Source organism: Arthrobacter sp. KNU40, assembly GCF_051515115.1.
In the GTDB taxonomy this organism is placed as follows: Bacteria; Actinomycetota; Actinomycetes; order Actinomycetales; family Micrococcaceae; genus Arthrobacter.
Genome location: NZ_CP195850.1, coordinates 96132 through 122338, shown reverse-complemented (window position 1 = coordinate 122338; position 26207 = coordinate 96132). Strand labels below are relative to the sequence as shown.

General features: G+C 60.9%; 14 protein-coding genes, 5 rRNA genes and 1 pseudogene. 5 read left to right on the top strand and 15 right to left on the bottom strand.

All coding sequences use genetic code 11. From position 1 onward, the window contains the following. Positions 1–2: 2 nt before the first annotated feature. The 7 genes from dhaK to lysS all read right to left on the bottom strand — a co-directional run bounded on the left by dhaK (position 3) and on the right by lysS (position 9363). The gene (gene dhaK, locus ACSKT0_RS00585) at positions 3–1004 is read right to left on the bottom strand and encodes a dihydroxyacetone kinase subunit DhaK (protein ID WP_437772044.1); all 1002 of its coding nucleotides are present in this window, start codon (positions 1002–1004) and stop codon (positions 3–5) included. A 491-nt stretch (positions 1005–1495) separates the two neighbouring features. Further along, positions 1496–2005 carry an amino-acid N-acetyltransferase gene (locus ACSKT0_RS00580; protein ID WP_059388339.1) on the bottom strand — a complete coding sequence of 170 codons (510 nt, stop codon included), beginning with the start codon at positions 2003–2005 and terminating at the stop codon, positions 1496–1498. A 28-nt stretch (positions 2006–2033) separates the two neighbouring features. Beyond that, positions 2034–4136, bottom strand: a complete 2103-nt coding sequence (locus tag ACSKT0_RS00575) for a prolyl oligopeptidase family serine peptidase (RefSeq protein ID WP_437772043.1) — start codon at positions 4134–4136, stop codon at positions 2034–2036. Positions 4137–4287: 151 nt separating this feature from the next. Continuing rightward, positions 4288–6780, bottom strand: coding sequence for an ATP-dependent Clp protease ATP-binding subunit (locus tag ACSKT0_RS00570; RefSeq protein ID WP_284980636.1), 2493 nt, complete (start codon positions 6778–6780; stop codon positions 4288–4290). Positions 6781–7153: 373 nt separating this feature from the next. Beyond that, positions 7154–7480 carry a histone-like nucleoid-structuring protein Lsr2 gene (locus ACSKT0_RS00565; protein WP_236814113.1) on the bottom strand — a complete coding sequence of 109 codons (327 nt, stop codon included), beginning with the start codon at positions 7478–7480 and terminating at the stop codon, positions 7154–7156. 174 nt (positions 7481–7654) lie between these two features. Then, positions 7655–7831, bottom strand: a complete 177-nt coding sequence (locus tag ACSKT0_RS00560) for a hypothetical protein (protein WP_172465751.1) — start codon at positions 7829–7831, stop codon at positions 7655–7657. Positions 7832–7833: 2 nt separating this feature from the next. After that, positions 7834–9363 (bottom strand): lysine--tRNA ligase, encoded by a 1530-nt coding sequence (gene lysS, locus ACSKT0_RS00555; RefSeq protein WP_437772042.1) that lies wholly within the window; start codon positions 9361–9363, stop codon positions 7834–7836. A gap of 77 nt (positions 9364–9440) precedes the next feature. Here lysS and ACSKT0_RS00550 point away from each other — a divergent pair, with 77 nt between their 5' ends. From ACSKT0_RS00550 to ACSKT0_RS00540, 3 genes are read left to right on the top strand one after another with little or no spacing between them, the layout of a single operon-like run. Beyond that, positions 9441–10322 (top strand): alpha/beta fold hydrolase, encoded by an 882-nt coding sequence (locus ACSKT0_RS00550; RefSeq protein ID WP_437772041.1) that lies wholly within the window; start codon positions 9441–9443, stop codon positions 10320–10322. A gap of 4 nt (positions 10323–10326) precedes the next feature. Beyond that, the gene (locus tag ACSKT0_RS00545; RefSeq protein ID WP_437772040.1) at positions 10327–11181 is read left to right on the top strand and encodes an alpha/beta fold hydrolase; all 855 of its coding nucleotides are present in this window, start codon (positions 10327–10329) and stop codon (positions 11179–11181) included. Positions 11182–11212: 31 nt separating this feature from the next. Beyond that, complete coding sequence (locus tag ACSKT0_RS00540) at positions 11213–12046, top strand: alpha/beta fold hydrolase (protein ID WP_437772039.1); 834 nt, start codon at positions 11213–11215, stop codon at positions 12044–12046. Between the two features lie 208 nt (positions 12047–12254). Here the strand turns inward: ACSKT0_RS00540 and rrf (ACSKT0_RS00535) are convergent. The 5 genes and pseudogenes from rrf (ACSKT0_RS00535) to ACSKT0_RS00515 form a co-directional block, all read right to left on the bottom strand. Then, positions 12255–12371 (bottom strand): 5S ribosomal RNA (gene rrf / locus ACSKT0_RS00535). A 145-nt stretch (positions 12372–12516) separates the two neighbouring features. Continuing rightward, positions 12517–15654, bottom strand: a 23S ribosomal RNA gene (locus ACSKT0_RS00530). Between the two features lie 562 nt (positions 15655–16216). After that, positions 16217–17739 (bottom strand): 16S ribosomal RNA (locus ACSKT0_RS00525). Together the 16S, 23S and 5S rRNA genes form the textbook arrangement of a ribosomal RNA operon. A 580-nt stretch (positions 17740–18319) precedes the next feature. Then, positions 18320–19047 (bottom strand): annotated as a pseudogene (locus ACSKT0_RS00520) (acyl-CoA dehydrogenase family protein); the annotation flags it as partial. Then, entirely contained in the window at positions 19034–19156 is a 123-nt protein-coding gene (locus ACSKT0_RS00515) for a hypothetical protein (RefSeq protein WP_437772038.1), read from the bottom strand. The pseudogene ACSKT0_RS00520 and the gene ACSKT0_RS00515, both read right to left, overlap by 14 nt. 294 nt (positions 19157–19450) lie before the next feature. Between ACSKT0_RS00515 and ACSKT0_RS00510 the strand changes: the two genes are divergently transcribed. Together ACSKT0_RS00510 and istB are read left to right on the top strand one after the other, a co-directional pair. Beyond that, positions 19451–20485: an IS21/IS408/IS1162 family transposase gene (locus tag ACSKT0_RS00510; RefSeq protein ID WP_437772037.1), complete on the top strand. Its 1035-nt coding sequence runs from the start codon at positions 19451–19453 to the stop codon at positions 20483–20485. A 171-nt stretch (positions 20486–20656) separates the two neighbouring features. Beyond that, a complete protein-coding gene (gene istB / locus ACSKT0_RS00505) occupies positions 20657–21415 on the top strand; it encodes an IS21-like element helper ATPase IstB (protein ID WP_124090085.1) in 759 nt (252 codons plus the stop codon). 150 nt (positions 21416–21565) lie between these two features. On the opposite strand, the gene ACSKT0_RS00500 is transcribed toward istB, so the two are convergent. The 3 genes from ACSKT0_RS00500 to ACSKT0_RS00490 form a co-directional block, all read right to left on the bottom strand. Further along, on the bottom strand, positions 21566–21991 hold the full coding sequence (locus ACSKT0_RS00500; RefSeq protein ID WP_437772036.1) for a CoA transferase: 426 nt from the start codon (positions 21989–21991) through the stop codon (positions 21566–21568). 351 nt (positions 21992–22342) lie between these two features. After that, a 5S ribosomal RNA gene (rrf, locus tag ACSKT0_RS00495) occupies positions 22343–22459 on the bottom strand. A gap of 145 nt (positions 22460–22604) precedes the next feature. Next, a 23S ribosomal RNA gene (locus ACSKT0_RS00490) occupies positions 22605–25742 on the bottom strand. Positions 25743–26207 lie beyond the last annotated feature (465 nt).

Below are 26207 nucleotides of genomic sequence, written 5' to 3'. Positions count from 1 at the left end.
TGTCACATCCCCCAACGCAGGGCCGGAGTATGGACGGGTGCGTCCCAGAGGGCGGTCAGTTCGTCATCGAGCCGCAGTACCGAGATGGAGCAGCCTTGCATCTCAAGCGACGTGACGTAGTTGCCCACCAGTGAGCGCTCCACTTTGGCTCCTCTTTCCGCGAGGATCTGGGCCGCCCGGCGGTAGACAATGTACAACTCACTGAGGGGCGTACCGCCCATTCCGTTGACGAAGAGCAGCACCTCTTCACCGGACTTGATCCCGAGGTCCTCCAGGACCGGGTCCAAAAGGCGGCTGGTGATGGCGTCGGCTCCCTCCATGGCGATCCGGTGCCTGCCCGGTTCGCCGTGAATGCCGATGCCGATTTCGATTTCGTCGTCAGCGAGCTCAAAGCTGGGTACCCCGGCATGCGGCACGGTGCAGCCGGACAAGGCGACGCCCATGGTGCGCACGTTGCGGACGACTCCCTCCGCCACACCCGCGACGGCCTCCAGCGAATCCCCACGCTCCGCTGCCGCACCAGCAATCTTTTCGACCAGCACAGTGCCCCCCACGCCGCGGCGGCCTGCCGTATACAGGGAATCCTCCACAGCGACGTCGTCGTTGACGAGAACCGAGCGGACGCTGATTCCTTCAGCCTGGGCCATCTCTGCCGCGGTCTCGAAGTTCAGCACGTCACCGGTGTAGTTCTTCACGATGTGTATGACGCCGGCGCCGGAATCGACTGCGGCGGTCGCCGGAATGATCTGGTCGGGAGTGGGCGACGTGAACACCGCACCCGGCACGGCGGCGTCGAGCATTCCGTGCCCCACAAAGCCGGCATGAAGCGGCTCGTGGCCGCTCCCACCTCCCGACACAAGCGCCACTTTGCCGGCCACGGGCGCTCCTTTTCGAACGACGAAGATGGGGTCCGTATGGACGTCCACGAGATCGGCATGGGCCATGCCGAAACCTTCGACAGACTCGTCCACCACCGAGCGGGGATCGTTGATGAGCTTTTTCATGGCGCGCTCCTGGGGCGTTGCTGGTAGGTGATTTGACCCTACTACCAGCGCCCCGGGCACGGTAGGGGAACGGTCCGTACGTGGACACTCCGGAACCCGGAAACGCAGAAGGGACAACCCCCAATGGTTGTCCCTTCTGAAGAACCTTCCGGCATCCGCCCGGTCAGTGCGGCGGCCCGCCCACCGTCAAACGACCGATGCTGAAGTCTTGGGGTGTTGCGTCTTTGGCCATCGAGTCGGGCCAAAGATCCGTGCACCCGGACCGCATGCAACCTCCGGTGCCCTGCTTGCGCGACTCCGGCGTGGCGCCGGGACGCGGCATGTCAATTTGGAAACCTGAAAAGTCCGGAAACATAACGTGGTACTTCATTTCTCGCCTCCACAGTATGGTTGGCCCGCCGCAACCGAGCCTCAACTAGTTTATCCATCAAGTTGATATACGTAAAGAGGTGCGGGCTGGCACATACAGGAGCCAAGGGGAAGAAGAGGAGCTAAAGGACCTTGATCATGCGTGTGTTGCCCAGGGTATTGGGCTTCACGCGGGCCAGATCCAGGAACTCGGCCACGCCTTCGTCATGGGAACGCAGCAATTCCGAGTAGACCTGGGGATCGACGGCGGTTTGGTCCGCCATGACTTCGAATCCGTGGCGCTTGAAGAAGTCCACTTCGAACGTCAGGCAGAAGACACGCGCAACCCCCAAGGCCCGGGCGTCCTCCAGGAGTTGCTGGACAAGGACGTGACCCACGCCTTTGCCCCGCCAGTTGTCGTCCGCCGCCAATGTGCGCACCTCGGCCAGGTCCTCCCACATGACGTGCAGGGCACCGCAACCGATCACCTCGCCATCGGAAGATTCGGCAATCCGGAACTCCTGAAGGCTCTCGTAATAGGCCACGGTCTCCTTGGCCATCAGGATTCGCTGCTCCGCCAGAGGCGCTACAAGCCGCTTGATCGCGGCAACATCGCCGGTGCGGGCAGGGCGGATACTGAACGTCGAAGTCACAGCCACAATCTTACGAGGCCGAAGGCGCCTAAAGCCCCAGGTCCTCAGGAAGAGGAACGTCCCGTCCAAGTACCTGCCTGGAAAGGAAGTGCTCCACGACGCCGTACCAGACCTTGGCGTGCTGCGGCTGCAGGATCCAATGGTTCTCGTCAGGGAAGTACAGGAAGCGGTGCTGGGTCTCACCGTTCTCATCGGCGGGCAGCCCGGAACTGGAAAGCAGTTCGTACCAAAGCCTCAGGCCCTCGCCGATCGGCACTCGGTAGTCCTTGTCACCGTGGATCACCAGCATGGGTGTCTTGATCTTCCCGACATGGAGATGGGGCGAGTTGTCCAGTGCCATCTCTGCGGTCATTTCCTTGAGCCAGTACTGCGAAGCGTCCGTTGTGGGCCCGAACTGGTCCATGGCCCACAGACTGGCGTGCGTCACGATCGCCTTGAAACGATCCGTGTGCCCGGCCACCCAGTTGGCCATGTATCCGCCGAACGACCCACCCATGGCGGCTGTCCGCGTCTGGTCAATGTCGGGCCGCCGGACCACTGCGTCGGTGATGGACATAAGGTCCGTATACGGCGCCTTGCCCCATTCGCCCCAGCCGCGCTGGATGAATTGCTGGCCGTACCCGGTGGACAGTGCCGGGTCGGGCAGCAGCACGGCATACCCCTTCGACACGAGCAGCCATGGATTCCACCGCCAGGTCCAGGCATTCCACGAGCCCAACGGCCCGCCGTGGATCCACAACAGCAAGGGCGCCGGATTCGCCCCCGACGCGCCTTCCGGGAGCGCGAGGTAGGCCGGAACCCTCGAACCATCAGCCGCGCTCGTCTCCACCCGCTCCAACGTGCCTTTGATCGCGGGGCGCTCAGCGGGCGCGGGGAGCCGCTCGACGTCGCCCGAGGCGAGCTCGATCCGGACGGCTTCCGCCGGGAATTCATAAGAGCTGCGCAGCGCGAACGCACTCAGCCCATCCGGCGAAACCACGACGTCGGTGTACGCCGCCGCGTCCTGCGTCACCCTGGTGACCATACCGTCCCCGACGGCGACCCGGAAGACCGGCGTCGCGCCGTCGTCGTCGGCTGTGACGAGGAGCGAGTGCCCGTCCGGCAGCCAGGCCGCGGGGTTGCCCCAGCGGTCCCAAGCGGGCGCGAGGGGCTCTAGGTCAAGGGTTTCTCCCGCCCCGACATTCAAGAGGTGGAGTTTGACCTGGGGTGCCTGCCCGGGGGTGCTGTCGCTTTCGCTGACTACCGAGAGCATCTTGTTGTCGGGGCTGACCGGTCCGGGGAAATAGCTCATTCCCTCATGGTCAAGGAGCACCTTGATCGAGCCGGAGGCCACATCGACAGCGGCGAGCACAAAGCGCGTGTCCGCCTTCGCGAGCGGCTTGGCCAGGCTCGTATAGATCGTCTTACCGTCCGGGCTGACCACCGCGTGGGTGTTGCGGAGGTTGCCGCCGACGTCGGGCGTCAGATTGCGCAGCTTCAGGGGTGCGGTTGCGTCCACGGTCGCGGGCTTCCCGGGCTCGGCCGCGCCTCCGTTTTCCACCGCGAACAGCCTGGGCTGGGCCGGGCCCAGGTCTGCGTCCCAGTAACGCACCGGGTAGCCGGTGTGCAGAATGGCCGCCACCTTGTTGTCCTTGCGGCTCTTGCGGCGCTCCTCGTCATTTTCCTCATCGGTGGAACCGGCAAGGACCGAGGCCGTCACGAAGGTTGCGTCCGCGGCTGACGCGGCCATGACGCCCCCGATTCCGCCTGCACGGGAGTGCACCACCCGGGCCTCACCGCCGTCGGCAGGCAGGAGCCACAACGCGCTCACGGGATCCGCTTCGGGGCTGTCCGGATCGGGCCGGGCTGAGGTGAAGAAGAGGTCACCGTTGGCAGCAAACACCGCGCCGGTTTCTCCCTTGGCGCTGCGGGTGATGCGCCGGGCGTGCTTCTTTCCGGCAGGATCAAGCTCCCAAAGGGCCGTGACGTATTCAGTGCCCTTGGCGTTGAGCGTGGAAACCGTAGTGACCAGGCGGCTTCCGTCCGTACTGAGAGCCAGGCCGCCGACCCTGGGGATGGCGAGGTAGTAGTCGAGATCGTGGAAAGGAGTTTCGGGTTGCGTGCTCGGGGTCTCGGAGGCATTCGAATCCATGCTCTGATTCAACACGCGATGTGCCCCAGATCACAAAAGGTTCACTAAGAGTGAAACAGTTATTTCAGAAATTACGAACCTCGGGAACGCAAAAACCCCGCCAGCTCCTTGAAGGGAGCGGGCGGGGCCTTTGAGTCGGCGGAACCTGAACCTAGGCGCTCGGAGCGATTTCCGGGATGCGCGGCTTGGCGTTGCCGGCGAAGGTGAATTTGGCGTCGTCGCCTTCGCCGTCCACATCGACCACCACGATGTCACCCGGGTGGAGCTCGCCGAAGAGGATCTTCTCGGAGAGCTGGTCCTCGATCTCGCGCTGGATGGTGCGGCGCAGCGGCCGCGCACCCATGGCGGGATCGTAGCCCCGGGTCGCCAGGAGGACCTTGGCGGCCGTGGTGAGCTCGATGCCCATGTCCTTGTCCTTGAGGCGGCCCTCGAGGCGCGTGACGAAGAGGTCCACGATCTCGATGATCTCGTCCTGCGTGAGCTGCGGGAACACCACGACGTCGTCAACGCGGTTGAGGAACTCGGGGCGGAAGTGCTGCTTGAGCTCCTCGGTGACCCGCGCCCGCATCCGGTTGTAGCCGGTGGTGGTGTCCGTGCCGGACTGGAAACCGGTCGCCACGCTCTTGGAGATGTCGCGGGTACCCAGGTTGGTGGTCATGATGATCACCGTGTTCTTGAAGTCCACCACCCGGCCCTGGGAGTCGGTCAGGCGGCCGTCTTCCAGGATCTGCAGCAGCGAGTTGAAGAGATCGGCGTGGGCCTTCTCAACTTCGTCGAACAGCACCACGGAGAACGGACGGCGGCGGACCTTCTCGGTCAGCTGCCCGCCCTCTTCGTAGCCGACGTAGCCCGGAGGGGCACCGAAGAGACGCGAAACCGTGTGCTTCTCGGAGTATTCGGACATGTCCAGCGTGATGAGTGCATCCTCTTCACCGAACAGGAATTCGGCCAGCGCTTTGGCGAGCTCGGTCTTGCCGACGCCGGTGGGGCCGGCGAAGATGAACGAGCCACCCGGACGCTTGGGGTCCTTCAGGCCTGCACGTGTGCGGCGGATCGCCTGGGAGAGGGCACGGATGGCCTCGTCCTGGCCGACGACCCGCTTGTGCAGCTCGTCTTCCATCTTGAGGAGACGGCTGGATTCTTCCTCGGTGAGTTTGAAGACCGGGATGCCGGTGGAGTTCGCGAGAACTTCGGCAATCAGCTCCTCGTCCACCTCGGAAATATCGTCCATGCCGCCGGACTTCCAGTTGCGTTCCTTCTCGGCGCGCTCGGCAATGAGCTTCTGCTCCTTGTCGCGCAGCGAGGCGGCGCCCTCGAAGTCCTGGGCGTCGATGGCGGATTCCTTCTCCATCTTCACTTCGGCGATGCGCTCATCCATGGCCTTGAGCTCCGGCGGGGCGGTCATGCGGCGGATGCGGAGCCGTGCACCTGCTTCGTCGATCAGGTCGATCGCCTTGTCCGGCAGGAAGCGGTCCGAGATGTAGCGCTCGGCCAGCGTTGCAGCAGAAGCAAGGGCGCCGTCGGTGATGGTCACCCGGTGGTGCGCCTCGTAGCGGTCACGCAGGCCCTTGAGGATCTCGATCGCATGCGCGACGGAAGGCTCCTTGACCTGGATCGGCTGGAAGCGGCGCTCCAAGGCGGCGTCCTTCTCAATGTGCTTGCGGTACTCGTCGAGTGTGGTGGCCCCGATGGTCTGGAGTTCACCACGGGCCAGCATCGGCTTGAGGATGGAGGCGGCATCGATGGCACCTTCTGCAGCGCCGGCACCCACGAGCGTGTGGATCTCGTCGATGAAGAGGATGATGTCCCCGCGGGTCCGGATTTCCTTGAGGACCTTCTTCAGGCGCTCTTCGAAGTCACCACGGTAACGGGAACCGGCAACAAGGGAACCAAGGTCAAGCGTGTAGAGCTGCTTGTCCTTGATGGTCTCCGGCACATCTCCCCGGACGATCGCCTGGGCAAGGCCCTCGACGACGGCAGTCTTGCCGACGCCGGGCTCACCGATCAGCACGGGGTTGTTCTTGGTCCGGCGGGAGAGGACCTGCATGACGCGTTCCATCTCCAGCTCGCGGCCGATCACGGGATCAAGCTTGTTTTCCCGCGCGGCCTGGGTGAGGTTGCGGCCGAACTGGTCGAGCACTACCGAACCGGCGGGGGTGCCTTCCTGTTGGCCCGGACCTGAGCCGGGACCCGCAGTTTCTTTGCCCTGGTAGCCGGAAAGCAGCTGGATGACCTGCTGGCGGACGCGGTTGAGGTCGGCGCCGAGCTTGACCAGGACCTGCGCGGCAACGCCTTCACCCTCGCGGATGAGGCCGAGCAGGATGTGCTCGGTGCCGATGTAGTTGTGGCCGAGCTGCAGGGCTTCGCGGAGCGAGAGCTCAAGCACCTTCTTGGCGCGCGGGGTGAAGGGGATGTGGCCGGACGGGGCTTGCTGGCCCTGGCCGATGATCTCCTGTACCTGCTCGCGGACGCCATCGAGCGAAATGCTCAGGGACTCCAGCGCCTTGGCGGCAACGCCCTCACCCTCGTGGATCAGACCCAAGAGGATGTGCTCGGTACCGATGTAGTTGTGGTTGAGCATGCGTGCCTCTTCTTGGGCAAGCACAACAACGCGACGGGCACGGTCCGTAAATCTCTCAAACATTTCGCCACACTCCTAGCTACGACGTACTTTGATGCTACGTGGCAACGCTGGAATTTTGGGGCGTGTTCGCCACAGGGGAAACATGGCCGCTCCGGGAATAAGTCCGCTCGACTCGTCCGTGGACCTCGGGACCACGGCGGAGACCGAATCCAGGGCTTTCCACGGTCACGCCGCGCTTCCCTCGATGCCCCCACGGGCCGGCCGCCGTCGTTCTTCCCGGCAAACGTGGTGACTGTCCACCGGATATGCCCAGTCGGCTCCAAACCTTCTGGGAATAGTGGCGCCATGCTGCCAAACGACATCCTTATCCCGGCAAGCCCTGCGGTTAAAAAACAATACCCCGGCCGTAGGGCCGGGGTATTGATACTTGGTGTCAGGAATTGGCCTTCTGGTAGGCTTCCTGAATTTCGGCCTGAATGCGGCCGCGGCTGTTTACGGTATAACCGTTGTCGCGCGCCCATTGACGGATCTGTGCGGAGTCCTGGTTTCTGCCTGCGGCAACGCGGCTACGCGTTGCACGGCCGGTCGATGTCTTGCGCGCCTTAGCTACAAATGGCCCCAGAGCGTCCCGCAGCTTCGCAGCGTTGGCACTGGACAGGTCCATTTCGTAACTGACTCCATCAAGGCCAAAGCGGACAGTTTCATCCGCGGAGCCCTCATCCAGGTCGTCAACGAGGATAATTTTGACTTTCTGTGCCATGAAAAGACTCTCTTTTGGAGGGGTCGGATATGCAGAATAGCTAGACTACTAATTAAAGATTATCGTCCAGCGCATGGCACTCCGTCAAAGGCTCAGTCAAAGGCATCCTCAAAGGGATCCTCAAAGGGATCGCCAAAGACACTATTAAATCTTCTGGAGCGGCCGGAGAAAGAGCTATTTGGCAGGGGTTGAGCCGTCGCCCGCCGGCTTGGCAATTCCGAATCCGGCTTCTTCCTGGGCGCGGGCTTCTGCTTGGCGCTCTGATTTGTCCGCGTTGAAGATAGCCTTCATGGCAAACCAAAAGAGAAGTCCGACAACGACGGACGGTGCAAGAACGGCAATGTATTCCATGGTCAGTGCCCTTCGGGCTTGAGGAGTGGGAACAGGATGGTTTCCCGGATGCCTGCTCCGGTGAACAGCATGACCAAGCGGTCGATGCCTAGGCCGATGCCGCCCATGGGCGGAGCACCGTATTCAAGGGCGCGCAGGAAGTCTTCATCCAGCTGCATGGCCTCGACATCGCCGGCTGCCGAACGACGCGACTGCTCCGTGAGGCGTTCGCGCTGGATGACCGGGTCGATCAGTTCGGAGAAGGCCGTGCCGCGTTCCATGCCGCCGATGATGAGGTCCCAGGCCTCGATCAGGCGGCCGTCCTCCCGATGCGGCCGGGCAAGGGGCTGCGCGGAGGGAGGGTAATTGTAGACAAAGGTCGGGTTGAGCAGGGTGGGTTCGACGATCTCGCCGAACAGTTCTACTACGAGCTTTTCGGCGTCCCACTTGGGATCCACCTTGACCTCGTGCTTGGCGGCAATCGCCTGCAGTTCCGCCACCGTGGTGTCCGGGGTGATCTCTTCGCCGATCGCCTCGGAGAGCCCCGGATAGACGGCAACCCAGGCCCATTCGCCGTCGAGGTCGATCTCTCCGGCGTCAGTCTGGATGGTGCGGGTGCCCACGACGTCGGCGACGTTAAGGATGATTTCCTTCATACGCTCGGCCATGACGAACTGGTCCGCCCACGCCTCGTAGCATTCCAACGTGGTGAATTCTGGGCTGTGCGTCGAGTCGACGCCTTCGTTGCGGAAGACGCGGCCCATGTCGTAGACGCGGTCGATTCCGCCCACGACGGCGCGCTTGAGGAAGAGCTCGGTGGCGATACGCAGCGTCATCTTCTGGTCGAAGGCATTCATGTGCGTCTCGAACGGGCGGGCCGTGGCACCGCCGTGGACGAGCTGCAGGATGGGGGTCTCCACTTCCACATAGCCGCGGCGGTCCAGGGTGTCGCGGACCGAGCGGGTAATCGCTGCGCGGGTGTAGACCATTTCCCGGGCTTCGTCGCGGACCATGAGGTCCACGTAGCGCTGCCTGACACGGGTTTCCTCATTGAGTTCGGCGTGCAGCACCGGCAACGGGCGCAAGGCCTTGGAGGCCATGGACCAGGAGTCGGCCATGACGGACAGCTCGCCACGCCTGGAGGAAATGACTTCGCCCTTGATGAAGACGTGGTCTCCGAGGTCCACCAGCGCTTTCCAGTCCGCGAGGGTTTCCTCGCCGACATTCGCGAGGCTGAGCATCGCCTGCAGGCGCACGCCCTTCCCGTCCACACCGCCCTCCTGGAGGGTGGCGAAGCAGAGCTTGCCCGTGTTGCGCACGAACACGACGCGGCCGGTGATGCCCACGATGTCGCCGGTGGTTTCGTCAGCCTGGAGATGGGCGTACTTCTCGCGGATCTCAGCGAGGGAATGCGTCCGCTCAACACCCACCGGGTAGGCCTCGGTGCCGCGCTCAATCAGCTTGCTGCGCTTTTCCATGCGGATGCGCATCTGTTCGCTGGCGTCGGCTGGCTCGGAGGCGGGGTGCGGGGATGGGGTGTTTGCGGAAGTCACAATCCACAAGTTTACCGGGGATTCCTTAGAGTTCCCTATCTTCCCCTCCCGCCCCTGCGGCAACATAGACTCGGGCTGTGGAGACATGGACAGTTGAAACGGACGACGACGGCGGCCACCTCGAGGTGCACTCCTTCCGGCCGGTAGCCGAAGCGTCCATTCCCGGCGCTTCGAGCGCTACGGAGGAGCCCGGCGTCGTGCTCGTTCACGGCACCTTGGTGACCGATTCCCTTTACTGGCCATTCGCCCGGAACCTGAGCGTCCTGCTCGGCCGGCCGGTGCATTCCTACAACCGGCGCGGCCGCGGCCGGTCGGCACCGCAGCCGCCCGGCTACTCTGCTGCGACGGAGACCAGCGACTTGCTTTCCGTCATGGAGGCGAGCGGATCCACCGATGTTGTTGGCCACAGCTATGGCGGATTCGTCGCGCTCCAGGCGGCGCTGCGCGCACCAATTTCCCGCCTCGTCACTTACGACGCCGCGGTTTCCCTCTCCGGTAACTTGAACGGACGCTGGCGACCGCAATTGGAGGAGGCCGTCACCGCGGGCCAGCTCGACAACGCCTGGGCGCATTTGGTCCAGGGGCTGGGCACGGCCGGCCCGATTTCCTATTTGCCGCTCGGGGCGCTGCGGGTGATCAGCATCCTCTCCGCCAAGACGAGGTTGGGATCCGAGATGCGGGAACTGTTGCCGACGGCGGTGTTGGAGATGCGCGCGATCATTGACGCAGACTCGCATATCCAGGACTATGCGGAGTTGAAAACGCCAACGCTGATGCTGAGTGGCGGGTGGAGTCCGGCGTACTTTGCCGAAACCGGTCGGCAACTTGCAGCTGCAATACCGGCGGTGGACTTCTCGGTAGTGCCGCTCCAGTTCCACGAGGGTCCCCTCCGGCCGGGCAAGCAGCTCGCCGTGAGGATTGCCCGCTACCTGGCACAAGGCGCCGTCACCCTAGGATGAAGCGGTGATAGAACGTGAGGTCCCCACCCCAGACGGCGGCAAGCTCGCCTTGTACAGTTACGGCTCGGTGGATGCTCCGGGAGAGCGCCGCGTGGTGCTCATCGGGGGCGCATTCCTGACCGCGCTCATCTACAGGCCTTTTTCCATGGCGTTATCCAACGGACTCGGCGAAGGTTGGGCAGTCGACGTCTACGATCGCAGGGGCCGCGGCAGCTCGACGGAACTACCCGCAAACTACTCCATGGCCACGGAGATTGCGGACGTGCGGAGCATCATGGACGCCACAGGCGCCAGGAACCTCCTTGGTCACAGCCTTGGCGGATCCGTGGCACTGAACGCCGTGCAGGAGTTTGCGGGGACAAGCTACGAACCTCACAAACTTGCCGTGTACGACGCCGCCGTGAACATCGACGGGAGCATGGACATGGGCTGGTTGGACGGCTTTGCCCAATCCGTGGATAGCGGAAATGTAGGGCGTGCCATGGCCAGGATGAAGAGGGGCATGCAGCCTGGCACCGCCTTGGCGCGAATCCCGGAGCCCATCCTGGCCGGACTCATGGCCCTCGTTTCCCACACCAAGGTCAACAAGGTCCTCAGGGGACTCATGCCAACGGGCGTGGCGGAACTCAAAGCCGCCTACGACGAAGCTGCGCGCCCGCGGGACTTCTCCGTCCTCCCCCGAAGCACGCGATTTATCGTGGGCAGCAAAAGCCCCGAATACTACAAGGTCACTGCAGAGCGGCTGTACGCAGCCGTCCCCGGAAGCACGCTGGTGGTATCGCCAAAAGGCTTCCACGGATCCATTCCTGCCGCAGTCAAGGAACTCGTGACGGACCTTTCCAGCTATTTCAAGGACTGACGGAACCCCGCGGCTCCGTTAGGCTCGAAGCATGACGCGCGAGAACATCACAACGGCCGACGGCGGAACCCTCGAGCTCTTCACGACGGGCGGTGAGCTTGCCGATGGCGGCTCCGGCGTCGTCGTCGTGCCCGCCTCGATGGTGACCGCCGCAGACTACTCCAAGTTTGCCCAGAAACTCAGTGCCGCCCTTGGCCGCCCGGTCCACACCTTCAACCGCCGCGGCCGTGGTGAATCGTCGCCGCAGCCCGAGGACTACACCCTCGACGTCGACATCCGGGATCTTTCCGAAGTCATGAAGCACACGGCCAGCACCGATGTCTTCGGCCACAGCTTCGGAGGCGCAGTGGCCCTGCACGCGGCGCGCACGCTGCCGGTGGAACGCCTGGCGGTCTACGACCCCGCAGTCTCCGTCAACCACAGCGTGAAGGCCGAGTGGACGAGCGAATACGAGCGCGCGACGGCGGCTGGAGACTTTGACCGCGGGCTCGCTGTGCTCGTGAAGGGCGTCGAGACGGAGGGCGCCTTCGCGCGGATGCCGCTGTCCATGCTGACACTCGTCACCAAGCTGACGGCGGGCACTCCCATGGGCAAGCAGATGCGTGAGCTCATGCAGGCCGGCGTGCGTGAGATCAAGGCAGTCATCGCCGCGGACATGCCCGCGGAGCCGTTCCTTGAGCTGCCGCTGGAAACGCTCATTGTGGTGGGGGAAAAGAGCCCCGCCTACTTCGGTGTGGCGTGCGGCCAGATCCACGACGTGCTCTCCGGATCGAGCTACACCATCCTCCCCGGCCACGGGCACGACGGCGTGATCCGCGCTCCCGACAAGCTCATCGCCGAGCTCTCCGACTTCTTCTCGGGCTAAACGCCGGCTCACTTATAGGGGATCCCGGCGGGACGCCGGCTCACATACAGGGGGTCCCGGCGGGACGCCGGCTCACATACAGGGGGTCCCGGCGGGACGCCGGCTCACATACAGGGGGTCCCGGGTGATAGCCGGTTCGTTTTTGTCCGGGGGTGGTTAAATGGGTCAGGCCCCGACACGTGGTGTCGGGGCCTGGCCGTTAATGGTTGTCCGGCGGTGTCCTACTCTCCCACACCCTCCCGGGTGCAGTACCATCGGCGCTGTGGGTCTTAGCTTCCGGGTTCGGAATGGGACCGGGCGTTTCCCCCACGCTATGACCGCCGTAACCCTGTTACCCGTCCCCGCAGGTGCGGGGTGGGAAGATACGTGGTTACAACATTGTGGTGTTGTTGTTCAGTTGTTTGGTTCCTGGAGCAACGGGTTTGTTGTTCGGGAACCACATAGTGGACGCAAGCAGTGATCGTGTTTGTGTGGTGTAAGTTGTCGGCCTATTAGTACCGGTCAGCTTCAACAGTCTTTAGTCCTGTCTTCCACATCCGGCCTATCAACCCAGTGGTCTGGCTGGGGGCCTCTCACACACGAGGTGCATGGAAATCTCATCTTGAAGCGAGCTTCCCGCTTAGATGCTTTCAGCGGTTATCCCATCCGAACGTAGCTAATCAGCGGTGCACTTGGCAGTACAACTGACACACCAGAGGTTCGTCCGTCCCGGTCCTCTCGTACTAAGGACAGCCCTTCTCAAATTTCCTGCGCGCGCAGCGGATAGGGACCGAACTGTCTCACGACGTTCTAAACCCAGCTCGCGTACCGCTTTAATGGGCGAACAGCCCAACCCTTGGGACCTACTCCAGCCCCAGGATGCGACGAGCCGACATCGAGGTGCCAAACCATGCCGTCGATATGGACTCTTGGGCAAGATCAGCCTGTTATCCCCGAGGTACCTTTTATCCGTTGAGCGACGGCCATTCCACAATGTACCGCCGGATCACTAGTCCCGACTTTCGTCCCTGCTTGAGATGTCTCTCTCACAGTCAAGCTCCCTTGTGCACTTACACTCGACACCTGATTGCCAACCAGGCTGAGGGAACCTTTGGGCGCCTCCGTTACTTTTTAGGAGGCAACCGCCCCAGTTAAACTACCCATCAGGCACTGTCCCTGACCCGGATCACGGGCCGAAGTTAGATGTCCAAAGTGACCAGAGTGGTATTTCAACGATGACTCCACCCGAACTGGCGTCCGGGCTTCAACGTCTCCCACCTATCCTACACAAGCCACTCCGAACACCAATACCAAACTATAGTAAAGGTCTCGGGGTCTTTCCGTCCTGCTGCGCGTAACGAGCATCTTTACTCGTACTGCAATTTCGCCGAGTTTATGGTTGAGACAGCGGGGAAGTCGTTACTCCATTCGTGCAGGTCGGAACTTACCCGACAAGGAATTTCGCTACCTTAGGATGGTTATAGTTACCACCGCCGTTTACTGGGGCTTAAATTCTCAGCTTCGCCTTGCGGCTAACCGGTCCTCTTAACCTTCCAGCACCGGGCAGGAGTCAGTCCGTATACATCGTCTTGCGACTTCGCACGGACCTGTGTTTTTAGTAAACAGTCGCTTCCCCCTGGTCTCTGCGGCCCCGATCCCCTCCCACCAGCAAGTGGTGTTCAAGGTTGGGGCCCCCCTTCTCCCGAAGTTACGGGGGCATTTTGCCGAGTTCCTTAACCATAATTCTCTCGATCGCCTTGGTATTCTCTACCTGATCACCTGTGTCGGTTTGGGGTACGGGCGGCTGGAACCTCGCGCCGATGCTTTTCTAGGCAGCATAGGATCACCGGATCCCCCCATGACGGGGGTCCCATCAGATCTCAGGAACGTCATCAAAGACACAGCGACGGATTTGCCTATCGCTGACCCTACATCCTTAGACCGGGGCAACCATCGCCCGGCCCGGCTACCTTCCTGCGTCACACCTGTTAATACGCTTACCTCCCGGGATCAGGTCCCGCGCTCGGCCAAAACCCGCACACCACAAGGGTGATTGGGCAGGCTCCGGGCGGTTAGTATCCCCCGCTTGGCATGGGCGGTCCTTCGCCGGTACGGGAATATCAACCCGTTGTCCATCGACTACGCCTGTCGGCCTCGCCTTAGGTCCCGACTTACCCAGGGCAGATTAGCTTGACCCTGGAACCCTTGATCATTCGGCGGACGGGTTTCTCACCCGTCTTTCGCTACTCATGCCTGCATTCTCACTCGTGTAGGCTCCACCGCTGGTTTACACCGCGACTTCACCGCCCACACGACGCTCCCCTACCACTCCAGACGACTGAACCACGAAGGCTTGTCTACTATCTGAAATCCACAACTTCGGCGGTGTACTTGAGCCCCGCTACATTGTCGGCGCGGAATCACTTGACCAGTGAGCTATTACGCACTCTTTCAAGGATGGCTGCTTCTAAGCCAACCTCCTGGTTGTCTTCGCAACTCCACATCCTTTCCCACTTAGCACACGCTTAGGGGCCTTAGTTGGTGGTCTGGGCTGTTTCCCTCTCGACTATGAAGCTTATCCCCCACAGTCTCACTGCTGCGCTCTCACTTACCGGCATTCGGAGTTTGGCTGACGTCAGTAACCTTGTAGGGCCCATCGGCCATCCAGTAGCTCTACCTCCGGCAAGAAACACGCAACGCTGCACCTAAATGCATTTCGGGGAGAACCAGCTATCACGGAGTTTGATTGGCCTTTCACCCCTACCCACAGCTCATCCCCTCCATTTTCAACTGAAGTGGGTTCGGTCCTCCACGACGTCTTACCGTCGCTTCAACCTGGCCATGGGTAGATCACTCCGCTTCGGGTCTAGATCACGCCACTACACTCGCCCTATTCAGACTCGCTTTCGCTACGGCTACCCCACACGGGTTAACCTCGCGACGTAACACTAACTCGCAGGCTCATTCTTCAAAAGGCACGCCGTCACAACTACAAGGTTGCTCCGACGGATTGTAAGCACACGGTTTCAGGTACTGTTTCACTCCCCTCCCGGGGTACTTTTCACCTTTCCCTCACGGTACTGGTCCGCTATCGGTCATTAGGAAGTATTTAGGCTTATCAGGTGGTCCTGACAGATTCACACGGGATTTCTCGGGCCCCGTGCTACTTGGGATCCTCTCCAGGCGGCACACAACATTACGGTTACGGGGCTAACACCCTCTCCGGCCGGCCTTTCAAGACCGTTCACCTATGTCCATGCTCTCACCCCACCGGTCCGGCAGAACCAGTACGGAAAGTCCCACAACCCCGCCCATGCAACGCCCGCCGGCTATCACACATGGAACGGTTTAGCCTCATCCGCGTTCGCTCGCCACTACTAACGGAATCACTCTTGTTTTCTCTTCCTGCGGGTACTGAGATGTTTCACTTCCCCGCGTTCCCCCCACGCACCCTATGTGTTCAGATGCGGGTCACCAGATCACGCAAGCGCGTCTGGCGGGGTTTCCCCATTCGGACATCCTGGGATCACCGTTCGGTTATCAACTCCCCCAGGCTTATCGCAGATTCCTACGTCCTTCTTCGGCTCCTAATGCCAAGGCATCCACCGTGTGCCCTTAAAAACTTGACCACACAAGATCAAAAAACTTCTCGAGAGAACCACAGAAACCGCCACACCAAAGCATGGCCGGATCCAGGTTCATAAAAAGAAATTGCTGTATGACACGAACCAAACCCGAAGGCCGGCCCGTATCAGATGCTCGCGTCCACTATGTAGTTCTCAAACAACAACCCCGTACCACACCCCCCCGCACCCGGCCACCCCCGCCACCAAAGACGAAGAACAACCACGAACGCACGAAGACCATGCAGCCAGGAAACCAGAAACACACAAACCCGCACCACGGAAACCACGCAACCCTCACAGGCCACGCACCCCACGCCACGGCCCTGTTGCCTCAGGACCCAACAGTGTGCCAAACACGAAAACCGGCCACCCCCCACCCGCACCGTTCCAAGACACTCAAAGAGCATCCGTACTAGGGGCGGACAAGAACCAACCGGCCGCTATCTGCTGATATTCCACCCATGAGCACCCACCGCAGAACAGACGCCTGCGCAATGGGCTTTGCTTCCACACACCCCCCAACCAACCATGCGGCCGGACAGGGAGCGATAATGGTGCTCCTTAGAAAGGAGGTGATCCAGCCGCACCTTCCGGTACGGCTACCTTGTTACGACTTAGTCCCAATCGCCGGTCCCACCTTCGACGGCTCCCCCCACAAGGGTTAGGCCACCGGCTTCGGGTGTTACCAACTTTCGTGACTTGACGGGCGGTGTGTACAAGGCCCGGGAACGTATTCACCGCAGCGTTGCTGATCTGCGATTACTAGCGACTCCGACTTCATGGGGTCGAGTTGCAGACCCCAATCCGAACTGAGACCGGCTTTTTGGGATTAGCTCCACCTCACAGTATCGCAACCCTTTGTACCGGCCATTGTAGCATGCGTGAAGCCCAAGACATAAGGGGCATGATGATTTGACGTCGTCCCCACCTTCCTCCGAGTTGACCCCGGCAGTCTCCTATGAGTCCCCGCCATCACGCGCTGGCAACATAGAACGAGGGTTGCGCTCGTTGCGGGACTTAACCCAACATCTCACGACACGAGCTGACGACAACCATGCACCACCTGTAAACCGACCGCAAGCGGGGCACCTGTTTCCAGGCGTTACCGGTTCATGTCAAGCCTTGGTAAGGTTCTTCGCGTTGCATCGAATTAATCCGCATGCTCCGCCGCTTGTGCGGGCCCCCGTCAATTCCTTTGAGTTTTAGCCTTGCGGCCGTACTCCCCAGGCGGGGCACTTAATGCGTTAGCTACGGCGCGGAAAACGTGGAATGTCCCCCACACCTAGTGCCCAACGTTTACGGCATGGACTACCAGGGTATCTAATCCTGTTCGCTCCCCATGCTTTCGCTCCTCAGCGTCAGTTAATGCCCAGAGACCTGCCTTCGCCATCGGTGTTCCTCCTGATATCTGCGCATTTCACCGCTACACCAGGAATTCCAGTCTCCCCTACATCACTCTAGTCTGCCCGTACCCACTGCAGAACCGGAGTTGAGCCCCGGTCTTTCACAGCAGACGCGACAAACCGCCTACGAGCTCTTTACGCCCAATAATTCCGGATAACGCTTGCGCCCTACGTATTACCGCGGCTGCTGGCACGTAGTTAGCCGGCGCTTCTTCTGCAGGTACCGTCACTTTCGCTTCTTCCCTACTGAAAGAGGTTTACAACCCGAAGGCCGTCATCCCTCACGCGGCGTCGCTGCATCAGGCTTTCGCCCATTGTGCAATATTCCCCACTGCTGCCTCCCGTAGGAGTCTGGGCCGTGTCTCAGTCCCAGTGTGGCCGGTCACCCTCTCAGGCCGGCTACCCGTCGTCGCCTTGGTAGGCCATTACCCCACCAACAAGCTGATAGGCCGCGAGTCCATCCAAAACCGCAAAAGCTTTCCACCACCACCGCATGCGCGGAGCAGTCGTATCCGGTATTAGACCCAGTTTCCCAGGCTTATCCCAGAGTCAAGGGCAGGTTACTCACGTGTTACTCACCCGTTCGCCACTAATCCCCCCAGCAAGCTGGAGATCATCGTTCGACTTGCATGTGTTAAGCACGCCGCCAGCGTTCATCCTGAGCCAGGATCAAACTCTCCGTTGAAGTAAAACAAAAACAGACACAACCACAACCACCGGAAATAACGGCAGAAGAGCTGCACAAAATTTGAAACCAGCTGTAAAAAACCAGCCCCACGCCACCAAAGCGACACAGAACCAGCCAAAACAACCAATTTAATAAAAAATCGGTATCAACAAACTTGGCACACTATTGAGTTCTCAAACAACAGACACACCCGGCACCACCCACACCCCACAGGGTCCAGGATCGCTCCGGAGCAACTTCCCAAAGTTACCCGAATCATTACCACTTTGCAAATCAGTATCTCAACCAATTTCAGGGTAATAATTCGAATTCCCCTCGAATTTCAGCGCACAAAGCACCTGCCGTTTTAGGCTCAATTCGAAGGGGTTGGCCACCCGTGGTTCCCAGCTCTAGGCTGTCTCCCTCGCGGCGACTTAGAAGACATTACACGGCTTCCGCACCCCGCGCAAATCCAGCGCTGACGCACTGCTATTCCCCCGCTCAAGCTGACCGACAAACCTGATCGGTACGCCACGGCGACGACGGAACTCGGTTTCCGCCGTCGGGCCCCGCCTAACGGAAGGCGGCCATACCCGTGATGCCGCAAAGGTGAGTGGTCCAGCGTGATTCCGTCACCGCCGAGGATGGTCCTGGCTTCCCGCGCAATTTTGATGGCTTCGCGGCAGTTGTTCAGTTTGCCGACCGAGATCTGGTCCGGTTGCAACGTGCCGCCGTCCTTCATGCGCCCGGGGTGCAGGGCGAGGAGGAATCCCTTGTTGATCTCCGGGGCCATGTCAACCAACTTCTGCTGCGTTAGCTGATAACCGGCCAGCGGCCTGCCAAACTGCAGGCGTTCCTTGGAATAGTCGAGTGCTACTTCGAACGCATCGCCGGCGGCGCCCAGATGATTCCATAGCGCACCTCGTCCAGGCAGGGGAAGGGCCCCTTGAGCCCGACGGCGTTCGGCAGTACCGCACTCTCGGGCAGTCGCGGATCGGACAATTCGATGTCGCATTGGATGGAGGCTCGCATGGACAGTTTCGGCTCGATGGGGGTAGCCGTGAATCCAGGGGTCTCGGTTGGGACTACGAAGCCGCGGACGCCGTCGTCGGTCTGGGCCCAGATGATGGCGACTTTGGCCACCGACGCCAGGCCGATCCAGCGCTTTGATCCGTTGAGGATCCAGTCGCCTCCGTCGCGGTGCGCGAAGGTAGTCATGCCACCCGGATCTGATCCCGCCGTGGGTTCCGTCAGTCCGAAGCAGCCGATCGCTTCCCCCGCGGCCATCGCCTGTAGCCATTCCGCCTTCTGTTCACCCGAACCGTATGTGGGGTTTGATTTCGCTCTTCACGAAGGCGCGCACCGAATCGCGCAGCGCACGTTCGTCCGCGCTAAGGAGGGAATCAAAGTCAATCAGATCGCTGATATCGGACATTCATGCGCCTTTCACGGATGTGTTTGGGGAATGGCCAGCGAAGGTGGCCCCTTGGTGCTCGCCAAGGGCCGGGGAACTTGCCGGTAGCTCGGTGCTGCTGCGGACAGCCGGATGGGATCGGCCCACTGCCGGGATTCCCGGCCTGTGGCGGGATCAGTGACAACGATTGACGGCTCCAGTCCCAGGCTCTCAGCCGAATCGAAAGCCTCGCTGACGCTGTTAACGCCAACCGAAAATAGGGCCAGGAACGCCAACTGAAAATAGGGCCACCGACCATTATGGAAGGTGATCAATTTGGATGATTGGGCGGAGATACGCCACCTGTTTTCGACAGGCAAGCACTCGAAGCGTGAGATCGGCAGGATCGTGGGGGTTTCCCGCGGAACGGTGGACCGGGCGCTGGAGGCGGACCGGGCGCCGAAGTATCAGCGGGCATCCGGAGTGTCGAGTTTTGATGCGTTTGCTCCCAGGGTGCGGGAGTTGTTGGTGAAGACGCCGACGATGCCGGCCGCGACGCTGGCGGAGCGGGTTGGCTGGTCCGGTTCCGCGTCGTTGTTCCGGGCGAAGGTCGCGGCGATCCGGCCCGAATATGCGCCGCCGGACCCGGCCGACCGTTTGGTCCACGAGCCGGGGTTCCCGCACGAGCCGCTGCCCGTCGGTGAGGGGCAGTCCGATACGCCGCCGGTGCTGGTGATGACCTCGGCGTTCTCGGGTTTCATCCAGGCGCGGATGCTGCCGTCGCGAACGACGCCGGACCTTTTGGGCGGAATGTGGACTCTGCTGCAGGATGCGCAGGCGGTTCCGTCGCGGCTGTTGTGGGACAACGAGTCCGGCATCGGAAGGCGCAAACCGACGGAGCCGGTGGCCGCGTTCGCGGGTTCCCTGGGGGTGGAGATCAAGCTGCTTCCGCCGCGGGATCCGGAGTCCAAGGGCATGGTCGAACGTATGAACAGGTTCTTCCGCCAATGCTTCATGCCGGGCCGGGACTTCCGCTCACCAGCGGACTTCAACGGCCAGCTCGAGGACTGGCTGCCCAAGGCCAACCACCGGTACTCCCGGTCCCGCCACGGCCGCCCTGACGAGCTGATCGTCCTGGACCGGGAAAGGATGCGGGAACTGCCGCCGGTGAGCCCGGAGTCGGTGTTCCGCAACGCGGTGCGGTTGCCGCGGGATTACTACGTGCGGGTGTTCTCCAATGACTATTCGGTGGACCCTTCGTTCATTGGGCGGATCGTTGATGTCGTCGCTGATCTGGACACCGTCTGGGTCACCCATGACGGGTCATCATCGCCACCCATGTCCGGGCGTGGGCCCGGCATCTCGTGGTGACTGATCCGGTCCATGTGGCCCGCGCGGCGGTGATGCGCCGAGACTTCCGAACCCAAAGAGTCCACCGCCCCGAGCCCGAGGAAGCAGTAGAGGTGCGGGATCTGGCGCCTATGACGAGATCTTCGGCATCGACCTCGGCCAGCAGCCGGACCTGGTCTTGGAGGTGGCCTCATGAGCGGGACACCGTCACAGATCGAGTACTACGCCCGCGCCCTGCGCGCACCACGGATCAGTGATGGGTTCCGCCGGCTCGGGGACCAGGCCCGGGACGCCGGCTGGTCCCATGAGGAGTACCTGGCCGCGGTCCTCTCCCGTGAAGTCTCCGAACGCGAAGCCTCCGGCGCGGCGACCCGGATCAAGGCCGCGAGATTCCCAGCCCACAAGGACCTCGAAGAGTTCAACTTCGACCACCAGCCCTCCGCGGACCGGAACCTCATCGCGCACCTGGGCACCGGGGTGTTCCTCTCCGAAGCCAAAAACGTGGTCCTGCTCGGGCCACCCGGCACGGGCAAAACCCATCTCGCGGTTGGCATCGGCATCAAGGCAGCCAAGGCCGGGCACCGGGTCCTCTTCGACTCCGCGACCGGCTGGGTCGCACGGCTCCAGGAAGCCCACTCACGCGGGAAACTCGCCCAGGAACTGGTCAAACTCCGCCGCTACAGCCTCCTGGTGGTCGATGAAGTCGGCTACATCCCGTTCGATCAGGACGCCGCGAACCTGTTCTTCCAGCTCGTCTCCAGCCGCTACGAACACGCCTCCATGATCCTGACGTCGAACCTCCCGTTCGCCCGCTGGGGCGACGTCTTCGGAGACCTGACCATCGCCTCGGCCATGATCGACCGGATCGTCCACCACGCCGAGGTCATCAGCCTCAAAGGCAACAGCTACCGGCTCAAAAAACACCAACCCGCCGCCAGTACGGCACAATAGAACCACAACCCCGTGGCCCCGTTTTCAATTGGCACTAATGGCCCTATTTTCGGTTGGCGTTAACATGACGCTGTTTACCCTGCCCGCAGGAGCGCCTGCAACGAGGAATTTCCATTGCCAATTCGCAGCAGTGTCAGCATGAAGGGCTGCCTAGATCACAATACGAAGCTCCTCACGGGACGCTACTCTGCGTTCGTTAGTGAGGAATCTCGCTTGCTCGGGCGAGCCCCAGAGCCCTAGGACTGACGCCAGCGCAGCAAATTGCCGATCGTTGCCGACCGCGATGGCGAGCGTGCCGCCGCCAGTGCGGAATGTCTCATATGGGGCGATGCTGGGGTGTGCATTGCCGAGCTTGCCAGGCGAATTGCCGGTGGCCAAGGTGGCCGCGCCCTGGTTCACCAATGCTGCCAGGAGCGAGGAGAGGAGGTTGACCTGTACCTGCTGGCCAGTCCCTGTGGCGTCGCGTACCCGCAGCGCCATCAGGATCCCCGCTAGGGCATTCTGCCCGGTGAGGACGTCAACCAGGGCAACCCCAACCTTGCTGGGTTCTCCTTCCGGATGGCCGGTGATACTCATCAGACCGCCAAGCGCCTGCACGAGCAGGTCATGGCCGGGCAAATCTGCGCCGGCGCCGGATATTTACGGGTGCCGCGAACCTGTATCTCGGGGAGGTTCATAGATGAGCCGGCGTTTGGGATTTCCCGCTCATAGGTGAGCGGGCGTTGGTGGGAACCGGGTGATAGGTGAGCGGGCGATCGTGGGAACCGGCCCATAGGTGAGCCGGGGTTTGATATCCCAAACCCCCGCTCACCTATGCGTCCCGATCGGAAACCCCCGCTCACGTCAGCCGGGCCGGGGTTTGGGGTCGGGGGTGGTTAAATGGGTCAGGCCCCGACACGTGGTGTCGGGGCCTGGCCGTTAATGGTTGTCCGGCGGTGTCCTACTCTCCCACACCCTCCCGGGTGCAGTACCATCGGCGCTGTGGGTCTTAGCTTCCGGGTTCGGAATGGGACCGGGCGTTTCCCCCACGCTATGACCGCCGTAACCCTGTTACCCGTCCCCGCAGGTGCGGGGTGGGAAGATACGTGGTTACAACATTGTGGTGTTGTTGTTCAGTTGTTTGGTTCCTGGAGCAACGGGTTTGTTGTTCGGGAACCACATAGTGGACGCAAGCAGTGATCGTGTTTGTGTGGTGTAAGTTGTCGGCCTATTAGTACCGGTCAGCTTCAACAGTCTTTAGTCCTGTCTTCCACATCCGGCCTATCAACCCAGTGGTCTGGCTGGGGGCCTCTCACACACGAGGTGCATGGAAATCTCATCTTGAAGCGAGCTTCCCGCTTAGATGCTTTCAGCGGTTATCCCATCCGAACGTAGCTAATCAGCGGTGCACTTGGCAGTACAACTGACACACCAGAGGTTCGTCCGTCCCGGTCCTCTCGTACTAAGGACAGCCCTTCTCAAATTTCCTGCGCGCGCAGCGGATAGGGACCGAACTGTCTCACGACGTTCTAAACCCAGCTCGCGTACCGCTTTAATGGGCGAACAGCCCAACCCTTGGGACCTACTCCAGCCCCAGGATGCGACGAGCCGACATCGAGGTGCCAAACCATGCCGTCGATATGGACTCTTGGGCAAGATCAGCCTGTTATCCCCGAGGTACCTTTTATCCGTTGAGCGACGGCCATTCCACAATGTACCGCCGGATCACTAGTCCCGACTTTCGTCCCTGCTTGAGATGTCTCTCTCACAGTCAAGCTCCCTTGTGCACTTACACTCGACACCTGATTGCCAACCAGGCTGAGGGAACCTTTGGGCGCCTCCGTTACTTTTTAGGAGGCAACCGCCCCAGTTAAACTACCCATCAGGCACTGTCCCTGACCCGGATCACGGGCCGAAGTTAGATGTCCAAAGTGACCAGAGTGGTATTTCAACGATGACTCCACCCGAACTGGCGTCCGGGCTTCAACGTCTCCCACCTATCCTACACAAGCCACTCCGAACACCAATACCAAACTATAGTAAAGGTCTCGGGGTCTTTCCGTCCTGCTGCGCGTAACGAGCATCTTTACTCGTACTGCAATTTCGCCGAGTTTATGGTTGAGACAGCGGGGAAGTCGTTACTCCATTCGTGCAGGTCGGAACTTACCCGACAAGGAATTTCGCTACCTTAGGATGGTTATAGTTACCACCGCCGTTTACTGGGGCTTAAATTCTCAGCTTCGCCTTGCGGCTAACCGGTCCTCTTAACCTTCCAGCACCGGGCAGGAGTCAGTCCGTATACATCGTCTTGCGACTTCGCACGGACCTGTGTTTTTAGTAAACAGTCGCTTCCCCCTGGTCTCTGCGGCCCCGATCCCCTCCCACCAGCAAGTGGTGTTCAAGGTTGGGGCCCCCCTTCTCCCGAAGTTACGGGGGCATTTTGCCGAGTTCCTTAACCATAATTCTCTCGATCGCCTTGGTATTCTCTACCTGATCACCTGTGTCGGTTTGGGGTACGGGCGGCTGGAACCTCGCGCCGATGCTTTTCTAGGCAGCATAGGATCACCGGATCCCCCCATGACGGGGGTCCCATCAGATCTCAGGAACGTCATCAAAGACACAGCGACGGATTTGCCTATCGCTGACCCTACATCCTTAGACCGGGGCAACCATCGCCCGGCCCGGCTACCTTCCTGCGTCACACCTGTTAATACGCTTACCTCCCGGGATCAGGTCCCGCGCTCGGCCAAAACCCGCACACCACAAGGGTGATTGGGCAGGCTCCGGGCGGTTAGTATCCCCCGCTTGGCATGGGCGGTCCTTCGCCGGTACGGGAATATCAACCCGTTGTCCATCGACTACGCCTGTCGGCCTCGCCTTAGGTCCCGACTTACCCAGGGCAGATTAGCTTGACCCTGGAACCCTTGATCATTCGGCGGACGGGTTTCTCACCCGTCTTTCGCTACTCATGCCTGCATTCTCACTCGTGTAGGCTCCACCGCTGGTTTACACCGCGACTTCACCGCCCACACGACGCTCCCCTACCACTCCAGACGACTGAACCACGAAGGCTTGTCTACTATCTGAAATCCACAACTTCGGCGGTGTACTTGAGCCCCGCTACATTGTCGGCGCGGAATCACTTGACCAGTGAGCTATTACGCACTCTTTCAAGGATGGCTGCTTCTAAGCCAACCTCCTGGTTGTCTTCGCAACTCCACATCCTTTCCCACTTAGCACACGCTTAGGGGCCTTAGTTGGTGGTCTGGGCTGTTTCCCTCTCGACTATGAAGCTTATCCCCCACAGTCTCACTGCTGCGCTCTCACTTACCGGCATTCGGAGTTTGGCTGACGTCAGTAACCTTGTAGGGCCCATCGGCCATCCAGTAGCTCTACCTCCGGCAAGAAACACGCAACGCTGCACCTAAATGCATTTCGGGGAGAACCAGCTATCACGGAGTTTGATTGGCCTTTCACCCCTACCCACAGCTCATCCCCTCCATTTTCAACTGAAGTGGGTTCGGTCCTCCACGACGTCTTACCGTCGCTTCAACCTGGCCATGGGTAGATCACTCCGCTTCGGGTCTAGATCACGCCACTACACTCGCCCTATTCAGACTCGCTTTCGCTACGGCTACCCCACACGGGTTAACCTCGCGACGTAACACTAACTCGCAGGCTCATTCTTCAAAAGGCACGCCGTCACAACTACAAGGTTGCTCCGACGGATTGTAAGCACACGGTTTCAGGTACTGTTTCACTCCCCTCCCGGGGTACTTTTCACCTTTCCCTCACGGTACTGGTCCGCTATCGGTCATTAGGAAGTATTTAGGCTTATCAGGTGGTCCTGACAGATTCACACGGGATTTCTCGGGCCCCGTGCTACTTGGGATCCTCTCCAGGCGGCACACAACATTACGGTTACGGGGCTAACACCCTCTCCGGCCGGCCTTTCAAGACCGTTCACCTATGTCCATGCTCTCACCCCACCGGTCCGGCAGAACCAGTACGGAAAGTCCCACAACCCCGCCCATGCAACGCCCGCCGGCTATCACACATGGAACGGTTTAGCCTCATCCGCGTTCGCTCGCCACTACTAACGGAATCACTCTTGTTTTCTCTTCCTGCGGGTACTGAGATGTTTCACTTCCCCGCGTTCCCCCCACGCACCCTATGTGTTCAGATGCGGGTCACCAGATCACGCAAGCGCGTCTGGCGGGGTTTCCCCATTCGGACATCCTGGGATCACCGTTCGGTTATCAACTCCCCCAGGCTTATCGCAGATTCCTACGTCCTTCTTCGGCTCCTAATGCCAAGGCATCCACCGTGTGCCCTTAAAAACTTGACCACACAAGATCAAAAAACTTCTCGAGAGAACCACAGAAACCGCCACACCAAAGCATGGCCGGATCCAGGTTCATAAAAAGAAATTGCTGTATGACACGAACCAAACCCGAAGGCCGGCCCGTATCAGATGCTCGCGTCCACTATGTAGTTCTCAAACAACAACCCCGTACCACACCCCCCCGCACCCGGCCACCCCCGCCACCAAAGACGAAGAACAACCACGAACGCACGAAGACCATGCAGCCAGGAAACCAGAAACACACAAACCCGCACCACGGAAACCACGCAACCCTCACAGGCCACGCACCCCACGCCACGGCCCTGTTGCCTCAGGACCCAACAGTGTGCCAAACACGAAAACCGGCCACCCCCCACCCGCACCGTTCCAAGACACTCAAAGAGCATCCGTACTAGGGGCGGACAAGAACCAACCGGCCGCTATCTGCTGATATTCCACCCATGAGCA